Genomic DNA, 24,454 nt, shown 5'->3' with positions numbered 1-24,454 from the left:
AGCTGTGGTAAACATGAGCGGTAAACTTCACGGCATTTACCTTTCCTCCGGCTTGGCCAGATCCCACGGCTCTATCCTTGCCGAACAAATGATCGACACACCCGAAACGGCCGCGAAAAACACGGCGTATATCCAGAGCAGCGACACCGGTTCGGCTCCCTTGAACACGGCAAGCAGCGCGAAGACGGCGGCGCCCGCAAAGGCAAAGCGCGCGACGCGGCCGATGAGGGATGCCGCGTTCAGATAGGACAGGAACAACGTCGCCGGCTGGTAGAAGCCGCTGATCAGCACGATCAGCGCGGCGACGGGAATGGCGGCGTCCGGCACCACGTTGTTGTGGCCAAGCAGGAGATTGAAAATTGCCTCGCCGAAGAGCAGGACGGCAAGCGCCGGGACCGCGCTCGCGGCGACGCAGAGCCCGGTCACCAGCCTCAATCCGCGCCGTGCGTTGTCCATTTCACCGCCCAGCATCTGACGGCTGATGCGCGGCAGGAAAATCTCGGCCAGTGTCCGCGTACCCGCCATCGCCAGCCGGCAGACCTTCATCACGCTGTCGAACATGACCAGCGCCGGGCCGACGCCGAACAGAGCTGTCACCACCGCGTAGGGCGAGTTCAGAACCAGAAGCTCCGAAAGCGCAAAGACCAGCGACGACCAGAAGCGTTTCAGGTGCCCGAAGACACCGCTGCGCGTCGGCGGCCGCGTCACCATCGCCCAGATCGCCGACTGCCTGAGAAGCCTGAACAGCACGACCATGAACACGATCACGACGACCGTGGTCGCCAGGCCAAACAGCAGGAAGCTGCCCGTGACCCAGAACAACCCGAGCGCCACCAGGAACAGCAGCCTGCGGATGATCGAGACGATAGCAAATTGCCGGCCGAGATCGGCGGACCAGACGGTCGACTGCAGGTCGAACGACCAGTAGGCGGTGAACAGGCAGCCGAAGAGATAGAGCACATTGCCGAGATAGCGTTCCGGATCGTCCATTCCGAAGAAGGCGGGAATCAGGAAGGACAGGATGAGGAGCAAGCCGGCCTGCGCGCCGAGGAAGCCGAATATCTCGCCGCCGGCCTTGCCGCCGACGCCGAGCGCGCCTGGCCTGAGCGCCATGTAGTTGGCGCGGCCGATCGCTTGGTCGATGGGCTGGACGTAGAAGGAGACGGCCGTCAGGAACACGACCTCCGCATAGCGCTGCTGGTCGAGTCCACGCGCCAGCACGAGAAGCTGCACCAGCGTGTAGCCGAGGTTGAGCGCAGTGTGCACGATGTGCAGCGCGCCGAAGCCGGTCGCCAGCCTGACGACCCGCCTTGTCCTGCCGTGCAGCACCGCATCGCTCATGCGGACATCATCGCGAAAGGCATCGCGTCCTTCTCACAGCCTCGCCTCCCGCAGTTCACTTGCGCGTCGATGACGCAATGGTCCACGTCTGGAAGCGCTCTCCCCGAAGCGACTTGTAGACGCCGATTGCAGTCGCCCACATGGCGACCATGATCTCCCAGATGCTGGTCACGACCGGCAGGTCGAAGCGATCAGCTGCATAGGCCGCTGCGCCGAGCGCCAGGACGTAGGCCGCGAAAGGCAACGCCCCGAAGGCAAGCAGCACGATCCCGGCGGAAGCCGCTGCGCCAACGGCAAGGAAATAGCCGGCCAGCCAGCGCAGATATTTGTGCGACAGGTATTTGTAGATCGACAGGGCGTCGAGCTTGACGATCCTCGGCCAGAGCAGCCGGTGGCAGTTGAAGGCCCGGCAGGCGATGCGCACCTTGCGACGGAACTCGTCCTTGCGCACGGTCGCCGCCCTTTCGTAGGCGAGGAAATCGGCCCCGCGCACCAGCCGGTAGCCGGAGCACAGGATCGACATCGACGTGAAGAAGTCATCGATGATATCGGCCGGCGTCGGGCGGTGTAGCGCCCGCCGGATCGCGAACAGCGAGCCGTCGGCGCCCATCACCGATCCGGTGTCGCTCTCGAGTTGCTTGACCCACTCCTCGTGCTTCCAATAGAGCGCGCCGACCTTCGCCGTCTGGCTTTCGTCCGCGTTTTCGTAGAGCAGGTGGCCGGTCACGCAGCCGACCTCGGGGTCGCGAAAATAGCGCGGCAGATTGGTTACAGCGATCGGGTCGATCATGACGTTCGCGTCGGTGTAGATGACGATCTCGGCGTCGGTCATCGACAGCAGCCGGTTCATGCCGGCGCTCTTGCCGCTGCGGCCCTCGGCGAGCGATAGAGTGAACTCGCCCTCGACCGATTTGAGTACCTCGTTGGTGCCGTCCGACGAGGCGTCGCTGTGGATGAGAAGCTGGCAGTCGCCGAGCGCGTCACGTATGGCGCGCATGTTGGCAATCTTCTGCTCGATCACCTGACGCTCGTTGTAGACGCAGCATACCACTGCGAACTTGGAGGGCATCGGCAGCGTGGCGTTGAGCGGCTTTGGCCTGACGGCCCGGACCATCATCAACGACAGCGGATAAGTGACATAGGGGTGCAGCACGAGAAGCACGCAAATGGCGAGGATCGCGATCAGGATCGTCATGGCCGGTTTCCCTTCGTCGCGTGCGCGCGGCGGGCTCCATTGCCGGAAGTCAGAGCATTCATTCTCTTGCCTTGCCTCTCTTTCTAGCTCCCTGCCCTCTCCCGATCCTAATCAACGACATTACGGCCCGCGGAGACCGCGACGGTCGTCGCCCCGACGACTTCGATGAACTTGAGATATTTCACGATGGCGGCGTTGCCGATGTAGAGCACGTCCTTGTTCCGCACGGGGAAGGACGAGGCGAGGAAGAAGCCGCCGGGATCGCGAAGGTTGAACTGGTAGATGACCGGGATCTCGTCGCCCTCGAACTTGTCGACGGGCACGCCTAGCTTGCGCGCGGTCTTGCGATCCTCGATGCGATAGATCAGCACCGCGCCGGGATTGGCGCGGTTATCGTGCAGGCCGCCGGCCTTGCCGAGCGCGTCGGCCAGATTGATCGTCTCGTCGGAGAATTCGTAGCGGCCGTTTTCGTTCGACGCTCCGAATGCCGTAAAGGAATGAGCCTCCCGATATACGTAGATCGTGTCACCGGGCAGCACGTGGATGTTGTTGGACGGTTCGCGCACCAGACGCTGGAAATAGACCGTGGCCTTCCTCTTGCCTCGCTGCAGCGTGACGTATGTTTCGTAGCCGGGCTGCTTCGGACCACCCGCTCTGGCGATGACGTCGAGAACGCGTTCGCCGTTGGAATTTATCTGAAATTTCGACGGCGAGTTGACGTCGCCGAGCACACTTATCTCGGACGAAGTCTGGCTCTTCACGGCAACGACGGCCTGCGGTTCGATAGCGCGGCTGGCCAGCCGCTGCTCGATGACCCGCTGAACGGCGGCCGGCTCCTGCCCGGCGGCATGCACCGACCCGGCATATGGGACGGAGATATTGCCCGCGCTATCGACCTTCTGGTCAGGCAGATTGACGAAATTGCCCGCGCTGTTGGTCGATTCGAGCGGGATGAACAGTCCGCCGGGGCTGGCCTCGAAGATCGTCACGCCGACGACGTCGCCGACGCCGATCCGGATGCTGGACGCGCCGGGGCCACGAAATCCGCCTAGCCCTGCTTCCGGCTGCGACTTCTCCACCACATGGATGATTTCGGGGGTGACATTGACCACCGCATGCGGAGCTCCAGCCTGAGGGTTGACCGCCGCGTAGCTGCTCGCGGTAACCTCAGGCCCGCCCGAGGGCAGAGCGGTGCAGCCGGAGATGATGAAAACGCAAAGGGTCAGAATGGATACGGGGGTCGCAATCGACTGATACAAACATGCCTCTCTTCAGCCCCCGCTGAAGCTCACTACGAAGACTACTATGTGCACCGCACAATCGCAGAGTCCAGAGTCTCTTTCTGGCCATCCGCGACTATCGATTCGAAAGCCTGTGTTGCGGATCGATCACACAGAAGTGCCGACCCTTAGACAAGCTTCCGACCATATCAGCCTCCAAGATTACCAGCCTAAACCAGTAGTCTCGGACCGCAAATCAAAAACGTCATCGATTAATAACATATTTTTACGCACCGATTTTTATGCATCTGCCACCCCTTTCGCCAAACTGGGTACCGCTTATGGGAAGCGCGGCCCAAGATTCCAAACAGCTCTTTACGAATAGACTTCAGTCTGTAACTGTCTATTTCAGTTGCACTGCAGCATCACAAGGCGGATCCCGTTCCCTTAGGGCGGCTGGCTGCGTGATATTGCGCCTTTCTCGACGACCTTGCTGGGGGCGGACGAGGATTTTCATGAAGGCTGGCGCACGGCTTTCCTTTCCATCCGGACGACTGGAATCGCAGCCTCGGGACAGGGTCGGCCGTGCCATCATGGCGCTGCGCCGTGGCTTCGCCGGATTGATCGGTCTGTCCGCCGTCTTCAACCTGTTCATGCTGACCGGCTCCCTCTTCATGCTGCAGGTCTATGACAGGGTGCTGACAAGCCGCAGCTTGCCGACGCTGGTGGCTCTCTTCCTGCTTGTCGCGGGGATCTATGTCGCGCTTGCGGCGCTCGATACTGTCAGGCTGCGCCTGGCCACGCGAATCGCCGACTGGTTCGGCGAGGAGATCGGGCCTTCGGTCGCAAGCCTTGGCCTGAAGCGGTCTGTGTTCGTGCACGAGCGGACGGCAAACCCGATGCAGGACTTCGACCGGTTGCGCGCCTTCATCGGTTCGCCAGCAGCGATCGCGCTGAGCGACCTGCCCTGGCTACCGATCTACCTCGCCGTCGCCTTCATGTTTCATCCGCAACTTGGCGTCCTGGCGCTGACCGGCGTGCTTGTCTTGTTCGCCATAGCCGTGATCGGCGATCGTCTGGCGCAGGCGCCCGTCAGCGCGGCCAACACCGCCGCCGCACGGCGTGCAAGGCTGGTCGAAACGGGCGAACATGCGGCCGAGACGATCACCGGTCTTGGCATGCGCGACGCCTGGCTGCGACGTTACGTGCAAGCCGACGAAGCGTTGCGGGCGTCGGGGCGCGAAGCCTCCGACCGCATGGCGTTCTTCGTCGCTGCGTCGCGCGGCATCAGGCTTCTCCTCCAGTCCGCTTCGCTTGCCCTCGGGGCATGGCTTGCACTGCAAAACGAGATTACGCCTGGCATGATCATCGCGGTGTCCATCATCACGGCGCGCGCGCTCGCTCCGGTCGAACAGGCGATCGGCCATTGGCGCGCGTTCGTGTCGGCCCGCCAGGGCTGGGCACGGCTTCGTGGCCAGATCGGGTCGGCCGAGGCGGACGAGCATCGAACCCGGCTGCCGCGGCCAAAATCCTCGCTCGAAGTCGCGGACCTTTCGGTCGCCGTTCCCGGCAGGGACGGCCTTCTCCTCGCCGGAATCAACTTTTCGCTGCAGGCCGGCGCTTCGCTTGGCGTCATCGGCCCGAGCGGGGCAGGTAAATCGACGCTGGCGCGCGCTTTGACCGGCCTACTCCCGCCGGCTGGCGGCAGCATCCGCCTCGACGGTGCGGAGCTCTCCCAGTGGCAGCCGGACCAGTACGGCCGGTATATCGGATACCTGCCGCAGGACATTTACCTCTTCGACGGTACTGTCGCGGATAACATCGCGCGCCTCGCAACCAACCCCGATCCGGGTGCGATCATCGCCGCCGCGACGAAGGCAAATGCCCACGACCTGATTGCCCGGCTGCCCCATGGTTACGACACGCGGCTGGGGCAAGGCGGCTTGATGCTTTCGGCCGGACAGCGACAGCGAATCGGACTGGCGCGTGCGCTGTTCGGCTCGCCGTTCCTTATCGTGCTTGACGAGCCTACCTCCGCGCTTGACGCTGCAGGTGATGAAGCGCTCCGCAAGGCGGTGGAGGACGCACGCAACGCGCAAGCGATCGTCATCGTTATCGCCCACCGGCCTGGCGCAATCGCCGGCTGCGACCGCCTTCTGGTGATATCCGAAGGAAGGCAGGTCGCGTTTGGAGCGCGCAGCGAGATCCTCCGCGAAGGCAACAGGGTGATGCCCAAGGCGGCAGCGTCGTGACCGGAAGACTGGATACTGCAAACAGCCGGCGAGCGGTGACGTTGGAGCTTGCGCTTGGAGCGCTGATCTGCGGCCTCCTTCTCATTGGACTGGGCGGCTGGGCGGCGACAACCCATCTGGACGGCGCGATCGTTGCGCGCGGCCAGCTGGCGGTCAGCGGCAACGTCAAGCAAGTCCAGCACCGCGACGGTGGCATCATCAGCCGCATCCTCGTGCGGGATGGCATGCGGGTCGAGGCCGGCGACGAGATGCTTTCCCTGGATGACACGGCGCTGCGCGGCAATCATGCCATCGTCGAGGCGCAACTGGTCGATCTCGTCGCGAAACGGCGACGCCTGCAGGCAGAGCAGCTCGGTAAAGCCGATATCGCGGGAGACGCCCCGTTTCCTGCGCTAGACGGGCTGGAGGCAGAACTTTCGCGCGCGGTGGCGGCCGAAACCGCATTGTTCCAGGCGCGCCGCACCGCGATCGGCGGGCAGAAGGCCGGCATCGCCGAGCAGATCAACCAGCTCAAGGCCGGTGTCGGCGGGCTGGAGGCGCGGTTGGTTGCGACGCGTGAGCAAGTGCGGCTGATCGGCCTGGAGTTGAAGAGCACGCAGTCGCTCATGGACCAGGGCCTGACCACGCAGCGGCAACTGCTGACCTTGCAGCGCGCGCAGGCCGAGCTCAACGGCTCCATCGGCCAAATCGAGACGGAGATCGCGCAGTCCAATATCGCTATCAGCCGCAGCGGACTGGAAATCTCGCAGATCGACCTCGTGCAGCGCGAACAGGCCGAACGCGACCTGCGTGAAGTCGATGCGCGCATCGCCGAACTGATGGAACGGCGCATCGCCTCGCGCGACCAGCTCGATCGGCTGGTCGTGCGCGCGCCGCAGGCCGGACTGGTCAGCCAGCTCGCCGTGCATACGATCGGCGGCGTGATGGCGCCGGGCGCGACCATTGCGCTGATTGTGCCTGACGGCGACCAACTGGTGGTCGAGGCCCGCGTGCGCCCCACCGACATCGACATGGCTTCCGTCGGGCAGAGCGCCGAGATCCGGCTGCAGACCGTCGACGCGCGCCTGCTGCCGCCGTTCGACGGCAAGGTCACGTCCCTCTCGGCCGATGTGATCGTGCAGCCGCAGACGCGGGAAGCCTACTACCTCGCGCGCATCTCGATCGCCGACGAAGATCGTTTACGCAGGGAGCGCGCGCTCGTGCCGGGCATGCCGGTCGAGGTGTTCCTCGCCACCACCGGGCGGCGCACCGCCCTGCAATACCTGCTCGGTCCGCTGATGGATCATCTGTCCCACGCCCTGCGCGAAAGTTGAGTGGCTGTGGCACACGACCTCATCGCGAAAGCCGAAGCACAGTGCAATAAGGTCTTCGGCGGCCGGCACGATTCCGGCGAAACCGGATCGACAATGGCGTCACGCTCCCGCACCGTCACAGGACTGCTCTGGACGCTCACGCTCGTGCTGGTCGCGCTCAATGGCGGAACGATGACGGCCGAATGGTCGTGGCCGGGCGACATGGTCACCTTCTTCCAGCCGCAGTTGGCGCTCGCCGCTTTGCTCGTTCTCGGCTTGGCGCTTCTGCTGCGCCGCTGGCTGCCCTCGCTGCTTCTGGCGATAGTGCTCGCCGTCGCCGCATATCCCCTGTTCTTCACCAGCGCGCCGCTGGCCGCCTCCGCCGCGACCTCGAACCTGCGCATCCTCTCGGCTAACGTCCTGTTCGATAATCCACAGCCGGAACGCTTCGCCGATGTCGTCGCCGAACTCGCGCCTGACATCATCGTCACGCAGGAGGCCCGCTACGAGTGGCCGAGGGTGCTGCGAGCTCTGCCCGGCTATCCTTATCTCGTCGGCCCGCAGCAATATCGCTGGAACAGCAACCTTGTGGTCAGCCGCTATCCGATGCGCGCCCGTATGGTGCCCGACATGCCGCCCTCCGGTCTTGCGCTGGGCGGCGGGCTTGCGCTGCGCGTGGAGGTCGACGTGCCGGGCCGGGACCGGCCGCTTGTCATCTACGCGGCGCACGCGCCGACGCCGCGCACGCTGGCTGGCTGGGAAGCGCGCAACCTCTATCTCGACACACTGGCCGAGCGCATCGCCGCCGAGCCCGAGGGGACAGAGGTCATTCTTGCCGCCGACTGGAACACGCCCGTCTGGTCGCCGGCTTATCCGCGCACGCTGTTTCTGTCCGGGCTCGAAGCGACCGAGCGCTCGGCGTGGCCGGCCGCCACCCGGCTTTTCGCGACCATCTTCGGAATCAACATCGGCACACCGATCGATCACATCGCCATTTCTCGCGGCATCGGCGTCAAGGACCATTTTCTCGGCCCCAACTACGGGTCGGACCACCTGCCGGTCGTGGTCGATCTCGAACTGTCCTGATCTCCGTCAGGCGGCAACAGCCGGCCTGGCAGCCAGCGCCGCGACCGCGTCCTCCAAGTGACGCATGCTTGACGTGCCCAGCACCACAGATGTCACGCAGGTCCGATCCGCTGCCTGTCGCAGCGCTCTTGCCGGGGGTACGCCCGGCTGGAGGCGCATGACCTCCCGCGCCAGAACGCCGATCCGACGATTGCGAATCGTTTCCGACAAACCTGATTCCATCGCTGCTTCGATGACATCAAGCGGCAGTTCGAGAAGCTCGACGCCGGGAATGGCGAGCGCCGCCTCAAGTGCCGGCACGTCGTCGCATGAGATGCCGAAATGACGAACTTTCCCAGCTTTCTTCAGCGCTGCCAGCGCCTCCCCGACCTCGGGGCGAATCGCCGACGCGAGAGGACTGTGCAGGAGAAGCGCGTCGAGGTGATCGAAGCCGAGTCGGCGCAGGCTGGCCTCTGCCGCCAGCGTGATATGAGCCGGCGAAAAGTCCGTCCCAAGATTGCCATCGCGCTGGCCGACGACGGCGCCCTTCGCCGATTTCACCTTGGCAAGCAGCGGCTTCAGGATCGGTTTCAGCGGCCGCATGATCTGCATCTTGCGGGAGAACTTCTTGCCAGCTTTCGTGACCACGAAGGCGCTGTGACGCCGGCCTTTCAGGAGCCGGCCGATCTCGCGTTCGCTGTCGCCCTGCCCGTAGATGTCGGCCGTGTCGAAAAGGTTGACGCCAAGGGCTAGCGACCGCTCCAGAAGCGCCCTTATGTCGCGCAACGGCACCGTATTGCCCAGCGAGCCGATCTTGCTGCAGCCCAGCCCCAGGATAGGCAAGTCTCTGTTATCGATGCCGAATTCGCGTCTGATCATGGGCGGTCTCCTTCTCGGCGCAACGGTGTCCACCGCCTTGCTGCATTGCAACCAAAACCGCCCAGCTCATGTTGCAATTGCTCACAGTAGATGGAATAAATGTTGTCGGCAACGGGGCACAAATCCAAAGCGGCGCCAGCTGCGAAGGAGACGGTGTTCGTGCTCGGTAGCCTTTCCGACCTCAAATCCTCCAGCCAGGTAAGCGATATCGTGATTGTCGGCGGCGGCGCTGCTGGGCTGACGCTTGCGCATGCGCTGAGTTCATCCGGAAAGTCGGTTTTGCTCCTTGAGGCTGGCGGCGATAAGCGTACCAAGACATCGCAGGAGTTCTATCGCGGCGAACTCGCCGACAAGGTCGTGCATCCGCCCACCGACAACTACCGCGTGCGCGCCATCGGCGGCACCAGCCGCATCTGGGGCGGCCGCGCCATTCCCTTCGATCCGATCGACTTCGAAAACCGCGACTGGGTTTCCGGCTCCGGTTGGCCGTTCGGCTATGAGGAACTCGCAGACCATTATCACAAAGGCATGGAGGCATCGGAGGCGGGGCGCTCCGCATTCCTGCCCGGTCAGGCCCTGCCCGGCGCGCAGGGCGAACTTGCGCCCGGCCTAGACGGCGAATTCGTGCGCACCACCATCGAGCGGTTCAGCAAACCGACCAATTTCTGGCGGCGCTACGGCGAAGACCTGACCCGCATGCCCAATGTCCGGATCGTCAAGGATGCGCCGGTCGTCCACATCCAGCTCGCGTCCGACGGAAAGTCCGTCGACTGGGTCGAGGTTGCCGAACCCGGCGGTAGCAGGCTGAGAGTGCACGGCCTCTCCTTCGTGCTGGCGCTCGGTGGGCTGGAGACCACACGCCTGCTGCTCGCCTCCAACGACGTGCAGTCCGCTGGCATCGGCAACGATCATGACCTGGTGGGCCGCAACTACATGAGCCATCTGTGCGCGACTGTCGGCACTGTCTCGTTTGCCGGCCCGCCTGACCGCATCGCCTACGATTACGGGCAGGACCCCGACGGCATCTATGTCCGCCGCCGCCTCTGGCTGACCGAGAAGGCGCAGCGCGATTTCTCGCTGCTCAACACCACCTTCCGCACCCACCTGCCGGAGCCTGCGGATCCGTCGCATGGCGACGCCATCCTGTCGGCCATGTTCCTGGTCAAGGACATGGTTCTCTATGAATACAGCCGCAAGTTCGTGGAAAACCCCGTCGGCTGGGGCGGGAGGCTTCGGCATGTCGGCAACGTCGCGCGTCAGCCCTTGAGGCTCGCGAGCTTTGGCACGAACTGGCTGCGGCGGCGCACCTTCGCCGACCGCAAGCTGCCCTCGGTCGTGCTCGGCTCGCGCCAGAACCGCTACGAGCTGGAATTCCATGCCGAGCAGGCGCCCAACCCCGACAGCCGGCTGACGCTTTCCGCCGAGCGCGATGCTTTCGGCATGCCGCGCCTCAAGATAGACTGGCGCATCACCGATCTCGATCTCGCAAGCCTTGAGAAAAGCTATGCGCTCCTCTCGCGCGAACTGGCCTCCACGGGCACGGGCCGGCTCGACTACGACCGCGCAAAACTCACCTACAAGGCGCAGCGCCACGGCATCGTCGGCGGCCACCATATTGGCACGACGCGCATGTCGGACGATCCGCGCAGGGGCGTGGTGGACGCGGATTGCCGCGTTCACGGCGTCGGCAATCTCTACGTCGCCAGTGCCTCTGTCTTCCCGACGTCGGGACAGGCCAACCCGACGCTTACCCTGCTGGCACTGACTTTCCGGTTGGCGGAGCAGCTTGGCAGGACGCAGAAAGCTCCAGCGGTTGAAGCGCGGGCCGCCTGAGATCAATCGATCACGCTGATGTGTCAGCAGTGATCCATTGATTGCGGATTGGCGGTTCCAAAGCGCCCCCCGACCCTATATATGCGACCGCTTGCCGCAGCCTGCGGGCCACATCTGCAATCTCCGGGTCGACCCAATGAACGATCTCTCGAGGACGGGACAGCTTTCCACGCACGCAGCCGATGCGGCCATTTCGGCGCGTGGCATGGTCAAGCGGTTCGGCGAGCTCAAGGCCGTCGACGGCATCGACCTCGTCGTGCCGCGCGGCATGATCTTCGCCATCCTCGGCCCCAACGGCGCGGGCAAGACGACGCTGATGCGCATGCTGGCGACGCTGGCGCGACCCGACGCCGGCACTGCCACCGTCATGGGCCACGACCTGCTCGTCGCCCCCCATGAAGTCCGCGCCTCCATCGCCATGACCGGTCAATTCGCCTCGCTGGACGAAGACCTGACGGGCCGCGAGAACCTGATCATGCTGGCGCGCCTGTGGGGTTTCCGCGGTCGCGCCGCCAAGGCGCGGGCCGATGACCTGCTTGCGGCTTTCGATCTCTCCGATGCGGCCGCCCGGCAGGTCAAGAAATATTCGGGCGGCATGCGCCGCCGTCTCGACATCGCTGCGTCGCTGATCGTGACGCCGGGCGTTCTCTTCCTCGACGAGCCGACGACCGGCCTCGACCCAAAAGCGCGCAAGGATGTCTGGCGGATGATCCGGGGGCTCGCGGATTCCGGCGTCACCATCCTGCTCACCACGCAATATCTGGAAGAGGCCGACCAGCTTGCGGCGCGCATTGCCGTCATCGACCACGGCCGCAAGATCGCCGAGGGCACCAGCCGCGAGTTGAAGGCCGCGACCGGTTCCGGCTTCCTGCATGTCTCAGTCGCCGATCCCGCTAAACTCGAAGACGCCGCCGCGATCCTCGAACGCAGGCTCGGCCAGACCGTCCAGCGCAGCACCGAGGGCGCGGAGCTTTCCGTGCTCGGCGGCACTGCGCAAAGCGCAAACGAGGCGCTCGCCGAGGTCATCGCGGCCGGCATCGAGCTTTCCGATTTCTCGATGGGCCAGCCCAGCCTAGACGAAGTGTTCTTCGCGCTCACCGGCCAGCCGGCTTCCGAAGACAGCAAGGAGGACGCGACATGAACCACACCGCTTCCACGCAACTGTTGCAGCGCGTCGAGCGCCCGCCCGCGCCGTCGGCCTTCTCCAACGCGCTGGTTTTCGGCTGGCGCGCGGTGCTGAAGTTCAAGCACGTGCCCGAGCAGCTTTTCGACCTTGTCATGACGCCGATCATGTTCACGCTGCTGTTCACCTTCGTGTTCGGCGGCGCGCTTGCGGGATCGCCAAGCGAATATCTGCAGTTCTTCCTGCCGGGCATTCTCGTGCAGACCGTCGTCTTCAACTCCGTCTATTCCGGCATGGGTCTGTCGACCGACCTCGACAAGGGCCTGTTCGACCGCTTCCGTTCGTTGCCGATCTGGTCGCTGGCACCGTTTGCCGGGCTGATGGTCGGCGACATGCTGCGCCATCTCATCGCCGGCGGCATCATCCTCACCATCGGCCTGATCCTAGGCTACCGGCCCGAGGCCGGCATTGTCGGCGTCGTCTCCGCCTTTGTGCTGCTGCTGGCCATCGGCTTCGGCGTCGGCTGGATCTTCATGGTGCTCGGCCTTCTCATCCGCACGCCTATGACGGTGATGACGATCGGCTTCACCGGCATCTTCCCGCTGGTCTTCGCGTCCAACATCATGGTCGATCCGGCAACCATGCCCGGCTGGCTGCGCGCCTTCGTCGACGTCAATCCGGTGTCCCTGATGACGACGGCGCTGCGGGGCCTGATGAGCGGATCGGCGACGATAGCTGAGATCGGGCTTGCGCTGATCGCGCCGGTCGCGCTGACGCTCATCCTCGCGCCGGTTACGCTGTGGCTATACGTGCGGAGCGAGCGCTAGGCGGCTCGCCCATCCGCCTGGATGCCAGTTACGGAACCCTTCGGCTCGAAGACATGCAGCCTGAGTTCGGTTGAAAGCTCGGCGCCGGGTTCCAGCGTCAAGAGGCCGGTGCTGCGCGTCTTGGCGTCGGCCAGGCCTGAGCCGGAACGCGTGGTGTTCGGCTCGATACCGATCATCCTGCCACGGCCATGCCAGGGCGGTTCCGGTGTGCCTCCGAGTTCGTACCACAGCCAGGCACACGGAAAGGTCGCAGCGTCCCACGACAGCGCAGCGGCGATGCGATCGTCCAGCCGGCGGACCGCAGCCCATGCCGATCCGGTGAAATCGTGCAGGTAGGCCGAAGCGGCGACTGGCGCGGCCGGTTTCGACAGATCGACGGAACCTTGCTTCCCGGGCACCATCGGCCAGTCTCCCTGCCCGCCCGGCGCGAGTGGATTTGCCGGAGGATCGTAGAGCCTGTCGACCGAGGCGCGCGCGGCATTCGTCGTGACTTCTACCGGTCCTGCCAGCAGATCGGAGCCAAAAGTCGCATGGTGGCCCCACATCACCTCGACCGGCCGCACGCCTTCCATGCGCAGCCGCTCGCGGATGACCAGCATGTCGCCCGATATCTTGAGTTCGCGCTGCATCTCCACCGGGACCGAGAAGAAGCGCCGCGACAGCCGGATGGTTTTCGAGGTGGCCGTGAATTCCCATGGCGAGATCGACGCCTCGCCGTGGAAACCGTGGAAGATGCCCCCGAACTGACAGGCGTCGCCGCCATTGGGGAAAAGCAGCGGCCAGCCACCCGTGAAACGCGTCAGCCATTCCGGCTCGTCGCGCGCAGCGAAACTGGCGATCGGCGCATTGACTGGATCCCAAGGCGTTTCGCCCAACACCGAAAGGTTGGAGGGCAGATGCCTGATCTCGGTGATCGTGCCGCCGACGCGCGGGTTGACCGTCACCCGCAACTCGCGGCTTTCAATGACGATGCCCGGCGGCTCGCGCATCATCTGGCTGCGCACCTCACTTGACGGCGCCCGCCATCAGCCCGCGGATGAAGTATTTCTGGAACGAGATATAGAGAATGAGCATCGGGGCGGAAGCGATCACCATGCCGGCCATGGTCAGGGGCACCTGATTGTTGTAGCGCCCCTGGAACACGCTGATGCCGGCCATCAACGTGCGTTTCGCATCATCCTGCAGGAAGATGATCGCGATGAGAAGGTCATTCCACACATAGAGTGAATTGACCACCAACAGGGTTACCAAAGCCGGGGCCGACAGCGGCAGCACGATCTTGAGCAGGATGATGAAATCATTGGCTCCGTCCATGCGCGCGCTCTCGAACAATTCGTTGGGAACGGTGCGGAAGAAGGTGGTGAGCAGGTAGACCGAGAACGGCGTGATCAACCCCGCATAGATCAGGATCGCGCCCTGATACGTGCTGATGAGGCCAATCCTCGAATAGAGCACGAAGAGCGGCACGATCATGACGATCGGCGGCACCGCCATCAGAGATGTCGAGATGGCGAGCAGCGTGTCCCGCCCCTTGAACGCCATGCGTGCGATGGCATAGGCGGCAAGGCACGAGACCACTGTGCTGATGGCCACAGCGCCAGCCACCAGGATCAGGCTGTTCAGCATCCACCACAGGAACGGGCTGTCGATCAGCACGGCGCGGAAGTTTTCCAGCACCGGCATTTTCGGGAAGCCGAGCTTATCGATGGCGTATTCCTGCTCCGTCTTCAGCGCGGTCGAGATCATGAAGATCGTCGGCACCAGCGCCAGGAAGGCGGCGAAGAGCAGGACCGCATGCTTGGGGAGAGCGGCGAGCAGCTTGTTCATCGTGTCGCCTCATCGAGTTCGGCGCGTCGGCGCGCACGGAACAGCGGGAAGATCAGCGCCACCGACACGAGGAAGAGCATGACGGAGGCCGCCGAGGCGATGCCCGGCAGGCTGGTGCGGATCAGTGCGTTGAAGATGTAGAACTCGACGACCACCGTGGCGGTGCCCGGCCCGCCGCGTCCACCGCCGATGACGTAGACATAGGCGAAGACGGCCGAGAGCATGGTGATGGTGCTGACCACCACGAAGAACTCGATCACGCCGCGCATCTGCGGCAGGATGATGTAGCGCGCACGCTGCCACCAGTTGGCGCCCTCAAGTTTCGCCGCCTCGATCACGGATTCATCGAGGCTCATCATGCGTGCAAGAAAGAGGATGATGCCGAGAGCGCTCTCGCGCCAGATGATCAGGATCATCACCGTCCACAGCGCCACGTCCGACGAGCCGATCCAGTCCAGCGCCATGAAGTCGAGGCTCATCCAGCGTAGCACCTCGTTCACCGGGCCGCTGAACTGGAACATGCGCTTCATCACCACGGCGATAATCGGGATCGCCAGCACGAAGGGCACGAAGACGATGATGCGGTAGAGCTTCCAGCCCGCGACCCGCTCATAGAGCAGAATGGCGACCAGAAGCGATACGATCACCATGATCGGTATGGCGAGCAGGAGTTGCAGATTGTGCAGCACCGCTTCCCAGAAGATATCCTGCCCGAGCACGAGCTGATAGTTGCGGAAGCCTATCCACGGCCCGTCGATGCCGCGCACCATCTTGAAACTGAACTCGAAGATGCGCACCAGCGGATAGCCGAACACGAAGGCGATCAGCAGCACCAGCGGCGCGACGTAAAGATAGGGCGTGAGCCGTGACGTTCTGGTCATGTCAAAGTCGAACCGATCGATTCATGAAAGCATGTCGGGGGGCGTCGCGAAACGCCCCCCTCCAATTTGCCTGGCTATCCGGGCCGGAATCAGCCGGCCGATAGGTCGACAACCCACTTCTGGTAATTCTCGACCAGGTCGGGGTTGAAGTCGCGCCACTCCTTGGCGGTGGCGGCGGCGAGTTCGCCCGCCTGCTCGCCTGTCATCGAGCCTTGCACGATCTGCTGGCCGGTCGGGATGGCGGCGCGCTCGTAGAACTGGCCTGGCATCACGTTGGTGACGTTGGAGATGTTCTTGCCGAGGCCCCAGGTCTCCCACATCGAGCGCACGGTCGCGTCGGTGATGACGCTGGTGTCGAAGGTCGTGTTGGAGGGAATCCAGCCGGTCGCATCCCAGAACGCCTTCAACTGCTCGGGCGCATTGAGGAACTCGAGGAACGCCGCGGCGGCCTTCGGGTCCTCCGCGTTGGACGAGATGCCCAGTCCCTGCACGTCGAGCAGCGGGGTGCCCGCGAGCTTGCCCTTGCCGAACACCGGCATGACCATGACGCCGATCTCGCCGTTGGCGGTCTTGAGGTCGGCAGGCAGGCGCGTGCCGATCGACTGGCCCATGGCAAGCTTGCCAGCCGGAACGAGGTCGATGCCGGGATAAAGTTCCAGCGACGACATATCGGCGTTGAGGTAGCCCTTGGTCTTCAGCTCCTCCAGCTTCGTCCAGTGCTCGTGATACTTCGGATCGCGGAAGTCCTTGTCGCCGATGAAGAGCTCGACCGCCTCGCCGATCGTGTCGAGGTTCTGCGGCAGCGAATGGCTGATGTACCATTCGGACCAATAGCCGTCCTGGATGCCGCCGCCGAGCGGCTCGATGCCAGCGGTCTTAAGCGCCTCGCAGGCCACCAGCAGTTCGTCCCAGGTCTTCGGTGGCGCGTTCGGGTCGAGCTTGGCCTGCTCGAACAGCTTCTTGTTGTATATCCAGAGCATCGGCAGCGGATACCAGCCGACGCGATAGGTATCGCCGCCGAAATTCGACAACGCCGTCGGAGTCGAGGCCGTCAGGATTTCCGGCTTGATCAGCTCCTTGAGGCCCTTGAGATAGCCGAACCACACGCTTTCCATGTGGTAGATGCCGTTCCAGAGATACTGGATGTCAGGCGCGTTGCCCGCGGCGGCCGCCGTCTGGAACTGCGAGATGACGACGGCGGTGTCCTGCAGCATCGGCTTGATGGTCGCTTCCTTGTAGGCCGCGACCGCGCCGTCCACCACCTTCTGCAGGCCGGGCAGCTCCTGCTCGCCCCACCACCACCAGTCCATGGTGAGCTGCTGGGCGCGCGCCGAGCCCGGCAGCATGCCACCTAGCGCGGAGCCCGCGCCGAGCGCCAGTCCCATTTTCATCAATTCGCGGCGGGAAATATCCCATGCCTTTTTATCTGTCATCGTTCAGATCCCCTGTGGTTGTGCGTTGTTGTCAGAACGTGCTCATCAGGCCGCCGTCGACCACCAGAAGCTGGCCGGTCATGTAGCGGCAATAGTTGGATGCGAGGAAGACCACCGCCCCCGAGACATCCTCGGGATAGCCGGTGCGGCCGAGCGGTATCTTGCGGCGGCGGACATACCATTCCTGGAAGTCGGGCGTCTCGGCTTCGTCCACGCCGTTCACGATAGACATGGGCGTCGCCATGAAGCCCGGCGCGACCGAATTGACGAGGATATTATATGGCCCGAGCTCCACCGCCATCGACTTCGTGTAGCTTATGATCGCGCCCTTGGCTGCGTTGTAGGGCCCGGTCTCGCCACTCGACGCAAAACCCTGGATCGAGGCGATGTGGATGATGCGGCCGCTTTGCTGCTTCACCATCTGCGGTGCGACCAGCTTGCTGCCCATGTAGACGGCTTCAAGATTGATGGCGATGGTGCGCCGCCAGTTCTCCAGCGTATCGTTCAGGATTGTGTGCGTCGGCGGGTTGATGGCAGCGTTGTTGACCAGCGCGTCGATGCGGCCGAGCTTGTCCATCACCTCGGAAACAACCGCGCCGTAGCGGTCATAGTCGGTGACGTCGAGCGCATAGGGAAATGCTTTCCCTCCGGCAGCCTGGATCTCGGCGGCCACCGCCTCGGCGTTGGCCGCGTTGCGCTCCAGCAGGACTACACGAGCGCCTTCGCGCGCCATCTCCAGCGATACCGCGCGGCCCAGTCCCTGGCCGGCGCCAGTGACGAGGCAGACCCTGTCGTCCAGCAAACCCAAAACGCCACCTCTTCGCATTCATCAGGACCGGCCGTCGCCTGCCCGCTATCAGCTTCGTCCAGAATGTTGGACCTTGCTCTGATATGCCGGAAGATACTAGACTTGCGCAGAAAGTTCCGTCAAGGGCGAAGCCCTTCACGAGACACGTGCTTTACCGCACGAAACCGCTCCAGAGGATAGCGCATGTCCGACGAATCCCAAACGCTGCAGCTTGCCAATATCGGCTACGCGTTCGACCACCCGGAGGCTGTGGCCTGGGGACCCGACGGATACGCCTATGCCGGCGGCGAAGCGGGGCAGCTCTATCGCTACAAGCTGGACGGTTCGATCATCGAAGAAGTCGCTCGCGTGGCGGGCGGTTTCCTGCTCGGGCTGGCGCATGACGCGGCCGGCAACACCTACGCCTGCGACGACCGCTCCGCCTGCGTGCATCGCATCACGCCTGATGGCGCGGTCAGCACCTACGCGAACGGCAACGAGCAGCAGAAAATGCGCGTGCCGAACTATCCGGTGTTCGACGACCACGGCAATCTCTACGTATCCGACTCCGGCTCGTGGGGCGCGAAGGACGGTTTCGTCTGGAAGGTCGCGCCGGGGGGCAAGGCCGAAATATGGGACCGGCAGGCGAACGGCTTTTCAAACGGCATGTGCCTGTCGGCCGACGGCAAATGGCTCTACGTGGTGGAGTCTTGCCCGCCCCTCATTTCGCGGGTGGAAATCCGCGACGACGGCAGCGCCGGCCGCCGCGAAGTGGTGGTGGAACTGCCGCGCAATGTGCCGGATGGCGTCGCCTTCGACGCGGCCGGCGACCTCTATATCAGCCTCTACAATCCCAACATCATCTATCGCTTCACCACCAAGGGCGAACTCGTCACGCTCTACGACGACTGGGAACAGCTCATGCTCGTCGCGCCGACCAACATCGCCTTCGGCGGACCGGACATGAAGACGCTGATCATCGCCTCGCTCTGCGGCTGGTCGGTGCACACCGCGCCGATGGCCGTCGCGGGCGTGCCCGTCAGATATCCGAAGATTTGAAGGCTTTTCCTCTCCCCGTTTACGGGGAGAGGATGCCGGCAGGCAGGTGAGAGGCAACGCGAGCATCGCACAGCCCTGCACAACCCCTCATCCGGCCCTTCGGGCCACCTTCTCCCCGTAAACGGGGAGAAGAAATCGGCGCCTAAAGCTTCGGCGTGCGGTAGAGAACCTTGCCCTTCACCGTGATCTCGGCGTCGACGAGATACTTCCTGATGCCCTCGGCGCTCATGGTGACGCCAAGGCCGGGGGCAGCCGGCACGTTGACCTCGCCATTGGCGTCAGGCGTCAGGTGCGTCTCGGTCATGTCCCATGCCACCGACTTCGGCGCGAAGGGGTATTCGCAGATCACATCTTTCTCCAAACCGGCGAAGGGCTGGATCGAGGCGGACAGGGCCATGTGCGACGTGAAAGTGTGGTTGACATAAGTAACGCCGCGCGCACTCGCATAGTCCGCGACCTCCTTGGCCGGGCCGATGCCGCCGATGCGGCCGCAGTCGATCTGGATGAAGGACACCTTGCCGTAGTCGATGAGCTGGCGCGCCATGTGGATGTTGTGCGAGGCCTCGCCGCCCGCGAGCTTGATCTTGCCGGAGCGGCCCGCGAGCTTGCCATAGGCATCGTAGGCGCCGCCGTGGAACGGTTCTTCCAACCAGATCGCCCCGACCTCTTCCAGCGCCGGGATGCGCGCCGCGGCTGCATCCACGTCCTCGCGGAAAATCTGGCCAGCGTCGATGAGCAGGCGTCCCTCCGGGCCAATGCCTTCGCGCGCAGCCATGAGATGGTCGCGGTCGATGGCGACGCTGCCACGACCGAACGGACCCCAGCCGCATTTGACGGCGCGATAGCCCTTGTCGCGCGCCGACTTGCAGCCGGCCAGCGTCTCGGCCGGCGTGTCGCCGAACAGTTGCGAGGCGTAGGGAAGCTTCGGATAGGCTTTCTTGTAGCCCAGCAATTCGTAGACTGGCGCATTGCGCTTCCTGCCGAGCACGTCCCACAGAGCCATCTCGATGCCGGACCACGTGTGCGCGGCCTGCAGGAGGTCCATGCATTCATATTCGATCGCGGCGGCGAGCGCTGCGATGTCGGCAGGCGAATCGACCTTCTTGCCGAGCACCACCACCTCCAGCGGCTTGCACGCGCCATGCGACATCGGCGCGACATAGGCCGCGATGGAGGTGAGCGGCGAGGCCTCGCATTCGCCCCAGCCGGTCACCCCGTCGGCGACAACCCGAACCAGGAGTGCGTCCTGGCTGCCATCGCCGATATCCTCGACGGCGGGCATGGACAGGTAAAAGAAATCAACGGCTTCGATAGGCATGCGATAGGTCCTTGAACAGTTCTTGGGGTTAGACGCGGAAAGTGTTGAGGGCGTTTTCGTCGATAGTGACGCCGAGGCCGGGCTTGCTCGGCAGCGGGATGTATCCATCGACAATCGGAAGCTCTTCCGAGCAGAGGTCGCGGCGCAGGCGCGAGTCAGCCAGTTCGCGTGGAAGGCATTCTATATGGGTGCAGGTCGGCGACACCGCGGAAAGATGCGCGGACGCAGCGATGCCGATGGCCGACTTCCAGCAATGCGGCACGACCAGCAAGCCATGGTCGGCGGCATGCTGCGCGACCCGGCGCGCCTCGGTCAGTCCGCCGACGCGTCCGACATCAGGCTGCGCGACATCCAGCCCACCCGCGCGAAACAGTTCGAGGAACTCGAAACGCGTGTTCAGCCATTCGCCGGCCGCCACGCGCATCGGCGAGGCATGCACCAGCTTTGCGTAGCCCTCGACGTCGTCGGAGGGCAGCGGCGTCTCGATGAAGAAGATGTCCTGGTCGGCAAACATCTCGACGGCGCGGAGCGCCTCCTTCCAGTCGCGCCAGGCATAGGCGACATCGACCATCACCGTGATCTCGGGACCTATCGCCTCGCGACACGCCCGCACGATCCTAGCAATCTCGCGATCATCCTCGATCTGCAGCGAATTGTGCGAATACGGCCCCTTGGTACAGACCTCCAGCTTCACGGCGCGGAATCCGAGTTCCTTGGCCTTCACCGCACGCTCGACAAGGATGCGCGTGTAGGTTTCTAGGTCGTCGCCTTCCGGCAGCAGCGAGGCATAGGGTGTGATCTTGTTGGGATTGACCGCGCCGCCGAGCAATTGCCAGCAGGGTTTGCCCTCGATCTTGCCACGCAGGTCCCAAAGCGCCATGTCGAGCGCACCGATGGCGCAGATGCCGAGCCCACGCCGCCCGGTCATCGCGGAGCCCTTGTACATCCGGTCCCAAAGCCCCTCGACATCGGTCGGGTCGGCTCCAATCAGCATCTCGGTGAGGCCAAGGCCCATGATGTGCGTGCCGCGCGCCTCGATCATGGCGCGCGCCACCCATGGATTGGTGTCGGTCTCGCCGATGCCGACGTGCCCCTCGTCTGTGTGGATCTTGACGACCAGGTTATCCTGCGCGGACGAGTTGGCATCCGCCCGATAGTCCGGCACCAGCAGGACAAAACATTCGATCTTGGTGATCTTCATTGCAGTGCCTTCCGGTCTTCGGCGTTGACCGAAGCAGCGTTCGGCCTGGTCGCCCGGCGCGAAAGCTCCTCCAGCGTGTGATGGCAACGGATACGCAGGCCTTCTTCCGTCTCGCGCCACGGCGGGCGTTCGGTCTCGCAGATATCGCCAATCTGCCAGGCACAGCGGCCGGCATAGGCGCAACCCGCAGTCGACGGAGCGGCTGTCATCTCGCGCGCGCCTTCGCGCTGCGGATGCGGTTTCAACGGCGTCGGTACCGCCTCGAGCAGGCTGTGCGTATAGGGATGGAAGGGCGCGGCGAATATCTGGTCGCGCCGGCCGATCTCCATGATGTCGCCCCTGAACAGCACGCAGACGCGATCGGCCAGCATGCGCACCACGGCGAGGTCGTGCGAGATGAAGAGCATGGCGATGCCGCGTTCGCTTTTCAGCCTTTGCAAGAGGGCGAGAATATTCGCCTGCACCGACACGTCGAGCGCCGAGAGTATCTCGTCGCAAAGAAGCAGCGTCGGCTCTGCGATGAGGCCACGCGCGATCGCCACGCGCTGCCGTTCGCCGCCCGACAGTTCATCCGGGAATCGCACAGAATACTTGCCGTCGAGCCGGACATCGGCGAGAGCCGCCGTGACGTCTTCGGCTGAGGACTTGCCGAAGAAGAATTGCAGTGGACGCGCCAGCGCCTTCTCTATGCGTGCACGCGGATTGAGCGACGCGTCGGGGTTCTGGAAAACGAACTGGATAAGCCGACGCTCCTCCGGAGCACGGTCCTTGACGACACCCGCCAACTTCTTGCCGGAAAGGCGTATCTCTCCGGCCGCAGGCGCCAGAAGGCCGGCGACGGCGCGAGCCAATGTCGACTTGCCACTGCCGGATTCACCGACCAGCGCGACTGTTTCACCCTTGCCGATATCCAGCGAGATGTCGCGCAGCGCCAAGAACGCATTCTGCCCTGAGCCGTAGATGACGCTGACATTGTCGATGGCCAGCAACCGTTCGGCGTAGTCGAGTTCCGGCGATTCCACCACCGCGCGCGCATCGTCGGGAACCGAGATGTCGGGCCAGCGCCAGCAGGCGACCTCGCGCGCGCCGCCCGCTGTCGCGAGTTCCTGCCTTTCCTCGAAACAGACCGTCTCCGCCCAGTCGCAACGCGGCGCGAAGGGGCATCCTTTCGGCAGGTTGTGGCGCTGCAAGAGTCCCCGCAACGGCCGTGCCGGCAGGCCGGATTCATCCTCGATGCGCGGGATCGAGCCGATCAGCCCGCGCGTATAGGGATGCTTGGGATCGGTAAAGAGCTCGGCCGTCGGCGCGATCTCGACCATGCGCCCGGCATACATGACGCCGACGCGGTCGGCGATCTGCGACAGCAGGCCGAGGTCGTGCGTGACATAGAGCATCGACATCTTCAGCCGCGCCCGGAGATCGATCAGCAGGGCAACAATCTGTTCCTGCGTCGTCACGTCCAGCCCGGTCGTGGGCTCGTCCAGCACGACGAAAGCCGGGTCGCAGGCGAGCGCCATGGCGATGCAGACGCGTTGCTGCTGGCCGCCGGAAAGCTGGTGCGGATAGCGGCGCAGGAAATCGGGGCGCGACGGCAACCCGACCAGCCCGAAGAGTTCGAGCGTCCGCGCCACGCGTTTGTCAGGATCGCCCTGCCCATGCGCGGCAAGAATCTCGTCGATCTGCGCGCCGACGCGGATGCCGGGGTTGAGCGCGGTGGTCGGGTTCTGCGGCACGAAGGCGATACGCGCACCGCGTATGCGGTCGAGTTCGCCGCGATCGAGCGCCAGCAGATCCCCGCCATCGAAAGCAATCGTGCCCGCATCCGTGCGCATCGCGGGCGAACGATATCCGAGAAGCTGCAGGGCGATCGTGGACTTGCCACAGCCGGACTCGCCTACAAGTCCGAAAACCTCGCCGGGCGCGACGGAGAAACTGACATCGTCCACAACGCGGCTGAAACCCGCGCCCTGCCGGTAGGAAACAGACAGCCCCTCAACCGCGATCACGGGTGCGCCCATCTACTGCACCCCGAGCTTGACGGTGCGGCCGAGGATACGCGCCAGCCCCTCGGTGAAGAGGTTCAACCCGACGACCAGCGAGGCCAGCGCTAGGCCGGGCCCGAGTACCGTGATCGGCGTGACCATGATGAGCGCACGGTTCTCGCTGATCATCAGGCCCCATTCCGGCGTCGGCGGCCGGAGGCCGAAGCCGAGGAAGCCGAGCGAGCCTATCAGGACCGGCGCATATCCGGCGCGCAGCGCGAACTCGACCAGCAACACGCTCGTCGCATTCGGCAGCAGCTCGCGCCGCATCACCGACCACGCGCTTTCGCCACGCAGCCGCGCCACCGTCACATAGTCGCGCGTGGCGATATCGACGGCGACCGAGCGCGCCATGCGGGCGATGCGCGGCGCATAGACCAGCGCCACGACAAGCACGATAAGGACGGGATTGCCTGACAGTTCCGGCCCGGCAGCGGCGATCGCTATCAGTGCCAGCACGAGGAAAGGAATGCTGATCAAGGCCTCAAGGAAGCGCTGCAGGATCTCGTCGAACCAGCCGCCGACATAGCCCGACAACAGGCCCAGCACCGCGCCGACGAGCAGTCCGAGCAAGGTGCCGGAGAGCGACAGCAGGATTACGATATGCGCGCCATAGACGACGCGGCTGAAGATGTCGCGACCGAGTTGGTCGACGCCAAAGGGATGCGCCCAACTCATGCCGGAAAGCGGCCTGCCGGTGCCCATCTGCGAGTAGCCGTAGGGCGCCCAGAACGGTCCCGTCGCCGCCACGACGAAATGGATCAGCAGGATGATCAGGCCGATACGGAAGGAGAGCGGCGTCTGCCGCCACAGCACGAACAGCGACGACAGGCTGCGGGTCGAGCGAGCCGGTGGTGCGGAGAGCGTTTCGATGCTCAT

General features: G+C 64.2%; 20 protein-coding genes. 7 read left to right on the top strand and 13 right to left on the bottom strand.

The features are described 5' to 3' along the window. Positions 1-36: 36 nt before the first annotated feature. From ABMA32_RS04915 to ABMA32_RS04905, 3 genes are all read right to left on the bottom strand, one after another. Positions 37-1,341 carry a polysaccharide biosynthesis protein gene (locus tag ABMA32_RS04915; protein ID WP_349012603.1) on the bottom strand — a complete coding sequence of 435 codons (1,305 nt, stop codon included), beginning with the start codon at positions 1,339-1,341 and terminating at the stop codon, positions 37-39. Between the two features lie 55 nt (positions 1,342-1,396). After that, the gene (locus tag ABMA32_RS04910; RefSeq protein WP_349012602.1) at positions 1,397-2,536 is read right to left on the bottom strand and encodes a glycosyltransferase; all 1,140 of its coding nucleotides are present in this window, start codon (positions 2,534-2,536) and stop codon (positions 1,397-1,399) included. Between the two features lie 107 nt (positions 2,537-2,643). Beyond that, the gene (locus ABMA32_RS04905; RefSeq protein ID WP_349012601.1) at positions 2,644-3,795 is read right to left on the bottom strand and encodes a polysaccharide biosynthesis/export family protein; all 1,152 of its coding nucleotides are present in this window, start codon (positions 3,793-3,795) and stop codon (positions 2,644-2,646) included. A 476-nt stretch (positions 3,796-4,271) separates the two neighbouring features. Between ABMA32_RS04905 and ABMA32_RS04900 the strand changes: the two genes are divergently transcribed. From ABMA32_RS04900 to ABMA32_RS04890, 3 genes are read left to right on the top strand one after another with little or no spacing between them, the layout of a single operon-like run. Continuing rightward, a complete protein-coding gene (locus tag ABMA32_RS04900) occupies positions 4,272-6,008 on the top strand; it encodes a type I secretion system permease/ATPase (RefSeq protein ID WP_349012600.1) in 1,737 nt (578 codons plus the stop codon). A 41-nt stretch (positions 6,009-6,049) separates the two neighbouring features. After that, a complete protein-coding gene (locus ABMA32_RS04895) occupies positions 6,050-7,321 on the top strand; it encodes an HlyD family type I secretion periplasmic adaptor subunit (protein ID WP_349012599.1) in 1,272 nt (423 codons plus the stop codon). Continuing rightward, positions 7,322-8,386: an endonuclease/exonuclease/phosphatase family protein gene (locus tag ABMA32_RS04890; RefSeq protein WP_349012598.1), complete on the top strand. Its 1,065-nt coding sequence runs from the start codon at positions 7,322-7,324 to the stop codon at positions 8,384-8,386. 6 nt (positions 8,387-8,392) lie between these two features. On the opposite strand, the gene ABMA32_RS04885 is transcribed toward ABMA32_RS04890, so the two are convergent. Continuing rightward, positions 8,393-9,244, bottom strand: coding sequence for an aldo/keto reductase (locus ABMA32_RS04885; RefSeq protein WP_349012597.1), 852 nt, complete (start codon positions 9,242-9,244; stop codon positions 8,393-8,395). A 159-nt stretch (positions 9,245-9,403) separates the two neighbouring features. Here ABMA32_RS04885 and ABMA32_RS04880 point away from each other — a divergent pair, with 159 nt between their 5' ends. The 3 genes from ABMA32_RS04880 (at position 9,404) to ABMA32_RS04870 (ending at position 13,027) form a co-directional block, all read left to right on the top strand. Beyond that, positions 9,404-11,077: an FAD-dependent oxidoreductase gene (locus tag ABMA32_RS04880; RefSeq protein ID WP_349012596.1), complete on the top strand. Its 1,674-nt coding sequence runs from the start codon at positions 9,404-9,406 to the stop codon at positions 11,075-11,077. A 136-nt stretch (positions 11,078-11,213) separates the two neighbouring features. Next, positions 11,214-12,218, top strand: coding sequence for an ATP-binding cassette domain-containing protein (locus tag ABMA32_RS04875; RefSeq protein WP_349012595.1), 1,005 nt, complete (start codon positions 11,214-11,216; stop codon positions 12,216-12,218). Continuing rightward, on the top strand, positions 12,215-13,027 hold the full coding sequence (locus tag ABMA32_RS04870; RefSeq protein ID WP_349012594.1) for an ABC transporter permease: 813 nt from the start codon (positions 12,215-12,217) through the stop codon (positions 13,025-13,027). The genes ABMA32_RS04875 and ABMA32_RS04870 overlap by 4 nt, the downstream gene beginning before the upstream one ends. Here the strand turns inward: ABMA32_RS04870 and ABMA32_RS04865 are convergent. The 5 genes from ABMA32_RS04865 to ABMA32_RS04845 form a co-directional block, all read right to left on the bottom strand. Then, entirely contained in the window at positions 13,024-14,019 is a 996-nt protein-coding gene (locus tag ABMA32_RS04865; RefSeq protein ID WP_349012593.1) for a DUF4432 family protein, read from the bottom strand. The two genes, ABMA32_RS04870 and ABMA32_RS04865, sit on opposite strands and share 4 nt — an antisense overlap. 13 nt (positions 14,020-14,032) lie before the next feature. Next, positions 14,033-14,854, bottom strand: a complete 822-nt coding sequence (locus tag ABMA32_RS04860) for a carbohydrate ABC transporter permease (RefSeq protein ID WP_349012592.1) — start codon at positions 14,852-14,854, stop codon at positions 14,033-14,035. Further along, entirely contained in the window at positions 14,851-15,735 is an 885-nt protein-coding gene (locus ABMA32_RS04855; RefSeq protein WP_349012591.1) for a carbohydrate ABC transporter permease, read from the bottom strand. Before ABMA32_RS04855 ends, ABMA32_RS04860 begins: the two co-directional genes overlap by 4 nt. Before the next feature lie 89 nt (positions 15,736-15,824). After that, entirely contained in the window at positions 15,825-17,168 is a 1,344-nt protein-coding gene (locus ABMA32_RS04850; protein ID WP_349012590.1) for an ABC transporter substrate-binding protein, read from the bottom strand. 31 nt (positions 17,169-17,199) lie between these two features. After that, entirely contained in the window at positions 17,200-17,976 is a 777-nt protein-coding gene (locus ABMA32_RS04845) for an SDR family NAD(P)-dependent oxidoreductase (protein WP_349012589.1), read from the bottom strand. Between the two features lie 183 nt (positions 17,977-18,159). Here ABMA32_RS04845 and ABMA32_RS04840 point away from each other — a divergent pair, with 183 nt between their 5' ends. Continuing rightward, a complete protein-coding gene (locus ABMA32_RS04840) occupies positions 18,160-19,014 on the top strand; it encodes an SMP-30/gluconolactonase/LRE family protein (protein WP_349012588.1) in 855 nt (284 codons plus the stop codon). Positions 19,015-19,156: 142 nt separating this feature from the next. Here the strand turns inward: ABMA32_RS04840 and ABMA32_RS04835 are convergent, their stop codons facing one another. From ABMA32_RS04835 to ABMA32_RS04820, 4 genes are read right to left on the bottom strand one after another with little or no spacing between them, the layout of a single operon-like run. Continuing rightward, a complete protein-coding gene (locus ABMA32_RS04835) occupies positions 19,157-20,332 on the bottom strand; it encodes a mandelate racemase/muconate lactonizing enzyme family protein (protein WP_349012587.1) in 1,176 nt (391 codons plus the stop codon). Positions 20,333-20,360: 28 nt separating this feature from the next. Then, a complete protein-coding gene (locus ABMA32_RS04830) occupies positions 20,361-21,533 on the bottom strand; it encodes a mandelate racemase/muconate lactonizing enzyme family protein (RefSeq protein WP_349012586.1) in 1,173 nt (390 codons plus the stop codon). Then, a complete protein-coding gene (locus tag ABMA32_RS04825) occupies positions 21,530-23,551 on the bottom strand; it encodes a dipeptide ABC transporter ATP-binding protein (protein WP_349012585.1) in 2,022 nt (673 codons plus the stop codon). The genes ABMA32_RS04830 and ABMA32_RS04825 overlap by 4 nt, the downstream gene beginning before the upstream one ends. Continuing rightward, positions 23,552-24,454: an ABC transporter permease gene (locus tag ABMA32_RS04820; protein ID WP_349012584.1), complete on the bottom strand. Its 903-nt coding sequence runs from the start codon at positions 24,452-24,454 to the stop codon at positions 23,552-23,554.

It is taken from the genome of Mesorhizobium quangtriensis, from assembly GCF_040081925.1.
Lineage (GTDB): Bacteria > Pseudomonadota > Alphaproteobacteria > Rhizobiales > Rhizobiaceae > Mesorhizobium_K > Mesorhizobium_K quangtriensis.
The sequence above is the reverse complement of the archived record's forward strand: the minus strand, read 5'-3'. Positions and strand labels throughout refer to the sequence as shown.

What these genes read in the sequence shown, in the direction of transcription:
- ABMA32_RS04915 (WP_349012603.1), bottom strand. Translation starts at nt 1,341, where the DNA reads ATGAGCGATGCGGTGCTGCACGGCAGGACAAGGCGGGTCGTCAGGCTG.
- ABMA32_RS04910 (WP_349012602.1), bottom strand. Translation starts at nt 2,536, where the DNA reads ATGACGATCCTGATCGCGATCCTCGCCATTTGCGTGCTTCTCGTGCTG.
- ABMA32_RS04900 (WP_349012600.1), top strand. Translation starts at nt 4,272, where the DNA reads ATGAAGGCTGGCGCACGGCTTTCCTTTCCATCCGGACGACTGGAATCG.
- ABMA32_RS04885 (WP_349012597.1), bottom strand. Translation starts at nt 9,244, where the DNA reads ATGATCAGACGCGAATTCGGCATCGATAACAGAGACTTGCCTATCCTG.
- ABMA32_RS04875 (WP_349012595.1), top strand. Translation starts at nt 11,214, where the DNA reads ATGAACGATCTCTCGAGGACGGGACAGCTTTCCACGCACGCAGCCGAT.
- ABMA32_RS04870 (WP_349012594.1), top strand. Translation starts at nt 12,215, where the DNA reads ATGAACCACACCGCTTCCACGCAACTGTTGCAGCGCGTCGAGCGCCCG.
- ABMA32_RS04865 (WP_349012593.1), bottom strand. Translation starts at nt 14,019, where the DNA reads ATGATGCGCGAGCCGCCGGGCATCGTCATTGAAAGCCGCGAGTTGCGG.
- ABMA32_RS04860 (WP_349012592.1), bottom strand. Translation starts at nt 14,854, where the DNA reads ATGAACAAGCTGCTCGCCGCTCTCCCCAAGCATGCGGTCCTGCTCTTC.
- ABMA32_RS04855 (WP_349012591.1), bottom strand. Translation starts at nt 15,735, where the DNA reads ATGACCAGAACGTCACGGCTCACGCCCTATCTTTACGTCGCGCCGCTG.
- ABMA32_RS04850 (WP_349012590.1), bottom strand. Translation starts at nt 17,168, where the DNA reads ATGACAGATAAAAAGGCATGGGATATTTCCCGCCGCGAATTGATGAAA.
- ABMA32_RS04840 (WP_349012588.1), top strand. Translation starts at nt 18,160, where the DNA reads ATGTCCGACGAATCCCAAACGCTGCAGCTTGCCAATATCGGCTACGCG.
- ABMA32_RS04835 (WP_349012587.1), bottom strand. Translation starts at nt 20,332, where the DNA reads ATGCCTATCGAAGCCGTTGATTTCTTTTACCTGTCCATGCCCGCCGTC.
- ABMA32_RS04830 (WP_349012586.1), bottom strand. Translation starts at nt 21,533, where the DNA reads ATGAAGATCACCAAGATCGAATGTTTTGTCCTGCTGGTGCCGGACTAT.
- ABMA32_RS04825 (WP_349012585.1), bottom strand. Translation starts at nt 23,551, where the DNA reads ATGGGCGCACCCGTGATCGCGGTTGAGGGGCTGTCTGTTTCCTACCGG.
- ABMA32_RS04820 (WP_349012584.1), bottom strand. Translation starts at nt 24,454, where the DNA reads ATGAGCATCGAAACGCTCTCCGCACCACCGGCTCGCTCGACCCGCAGC.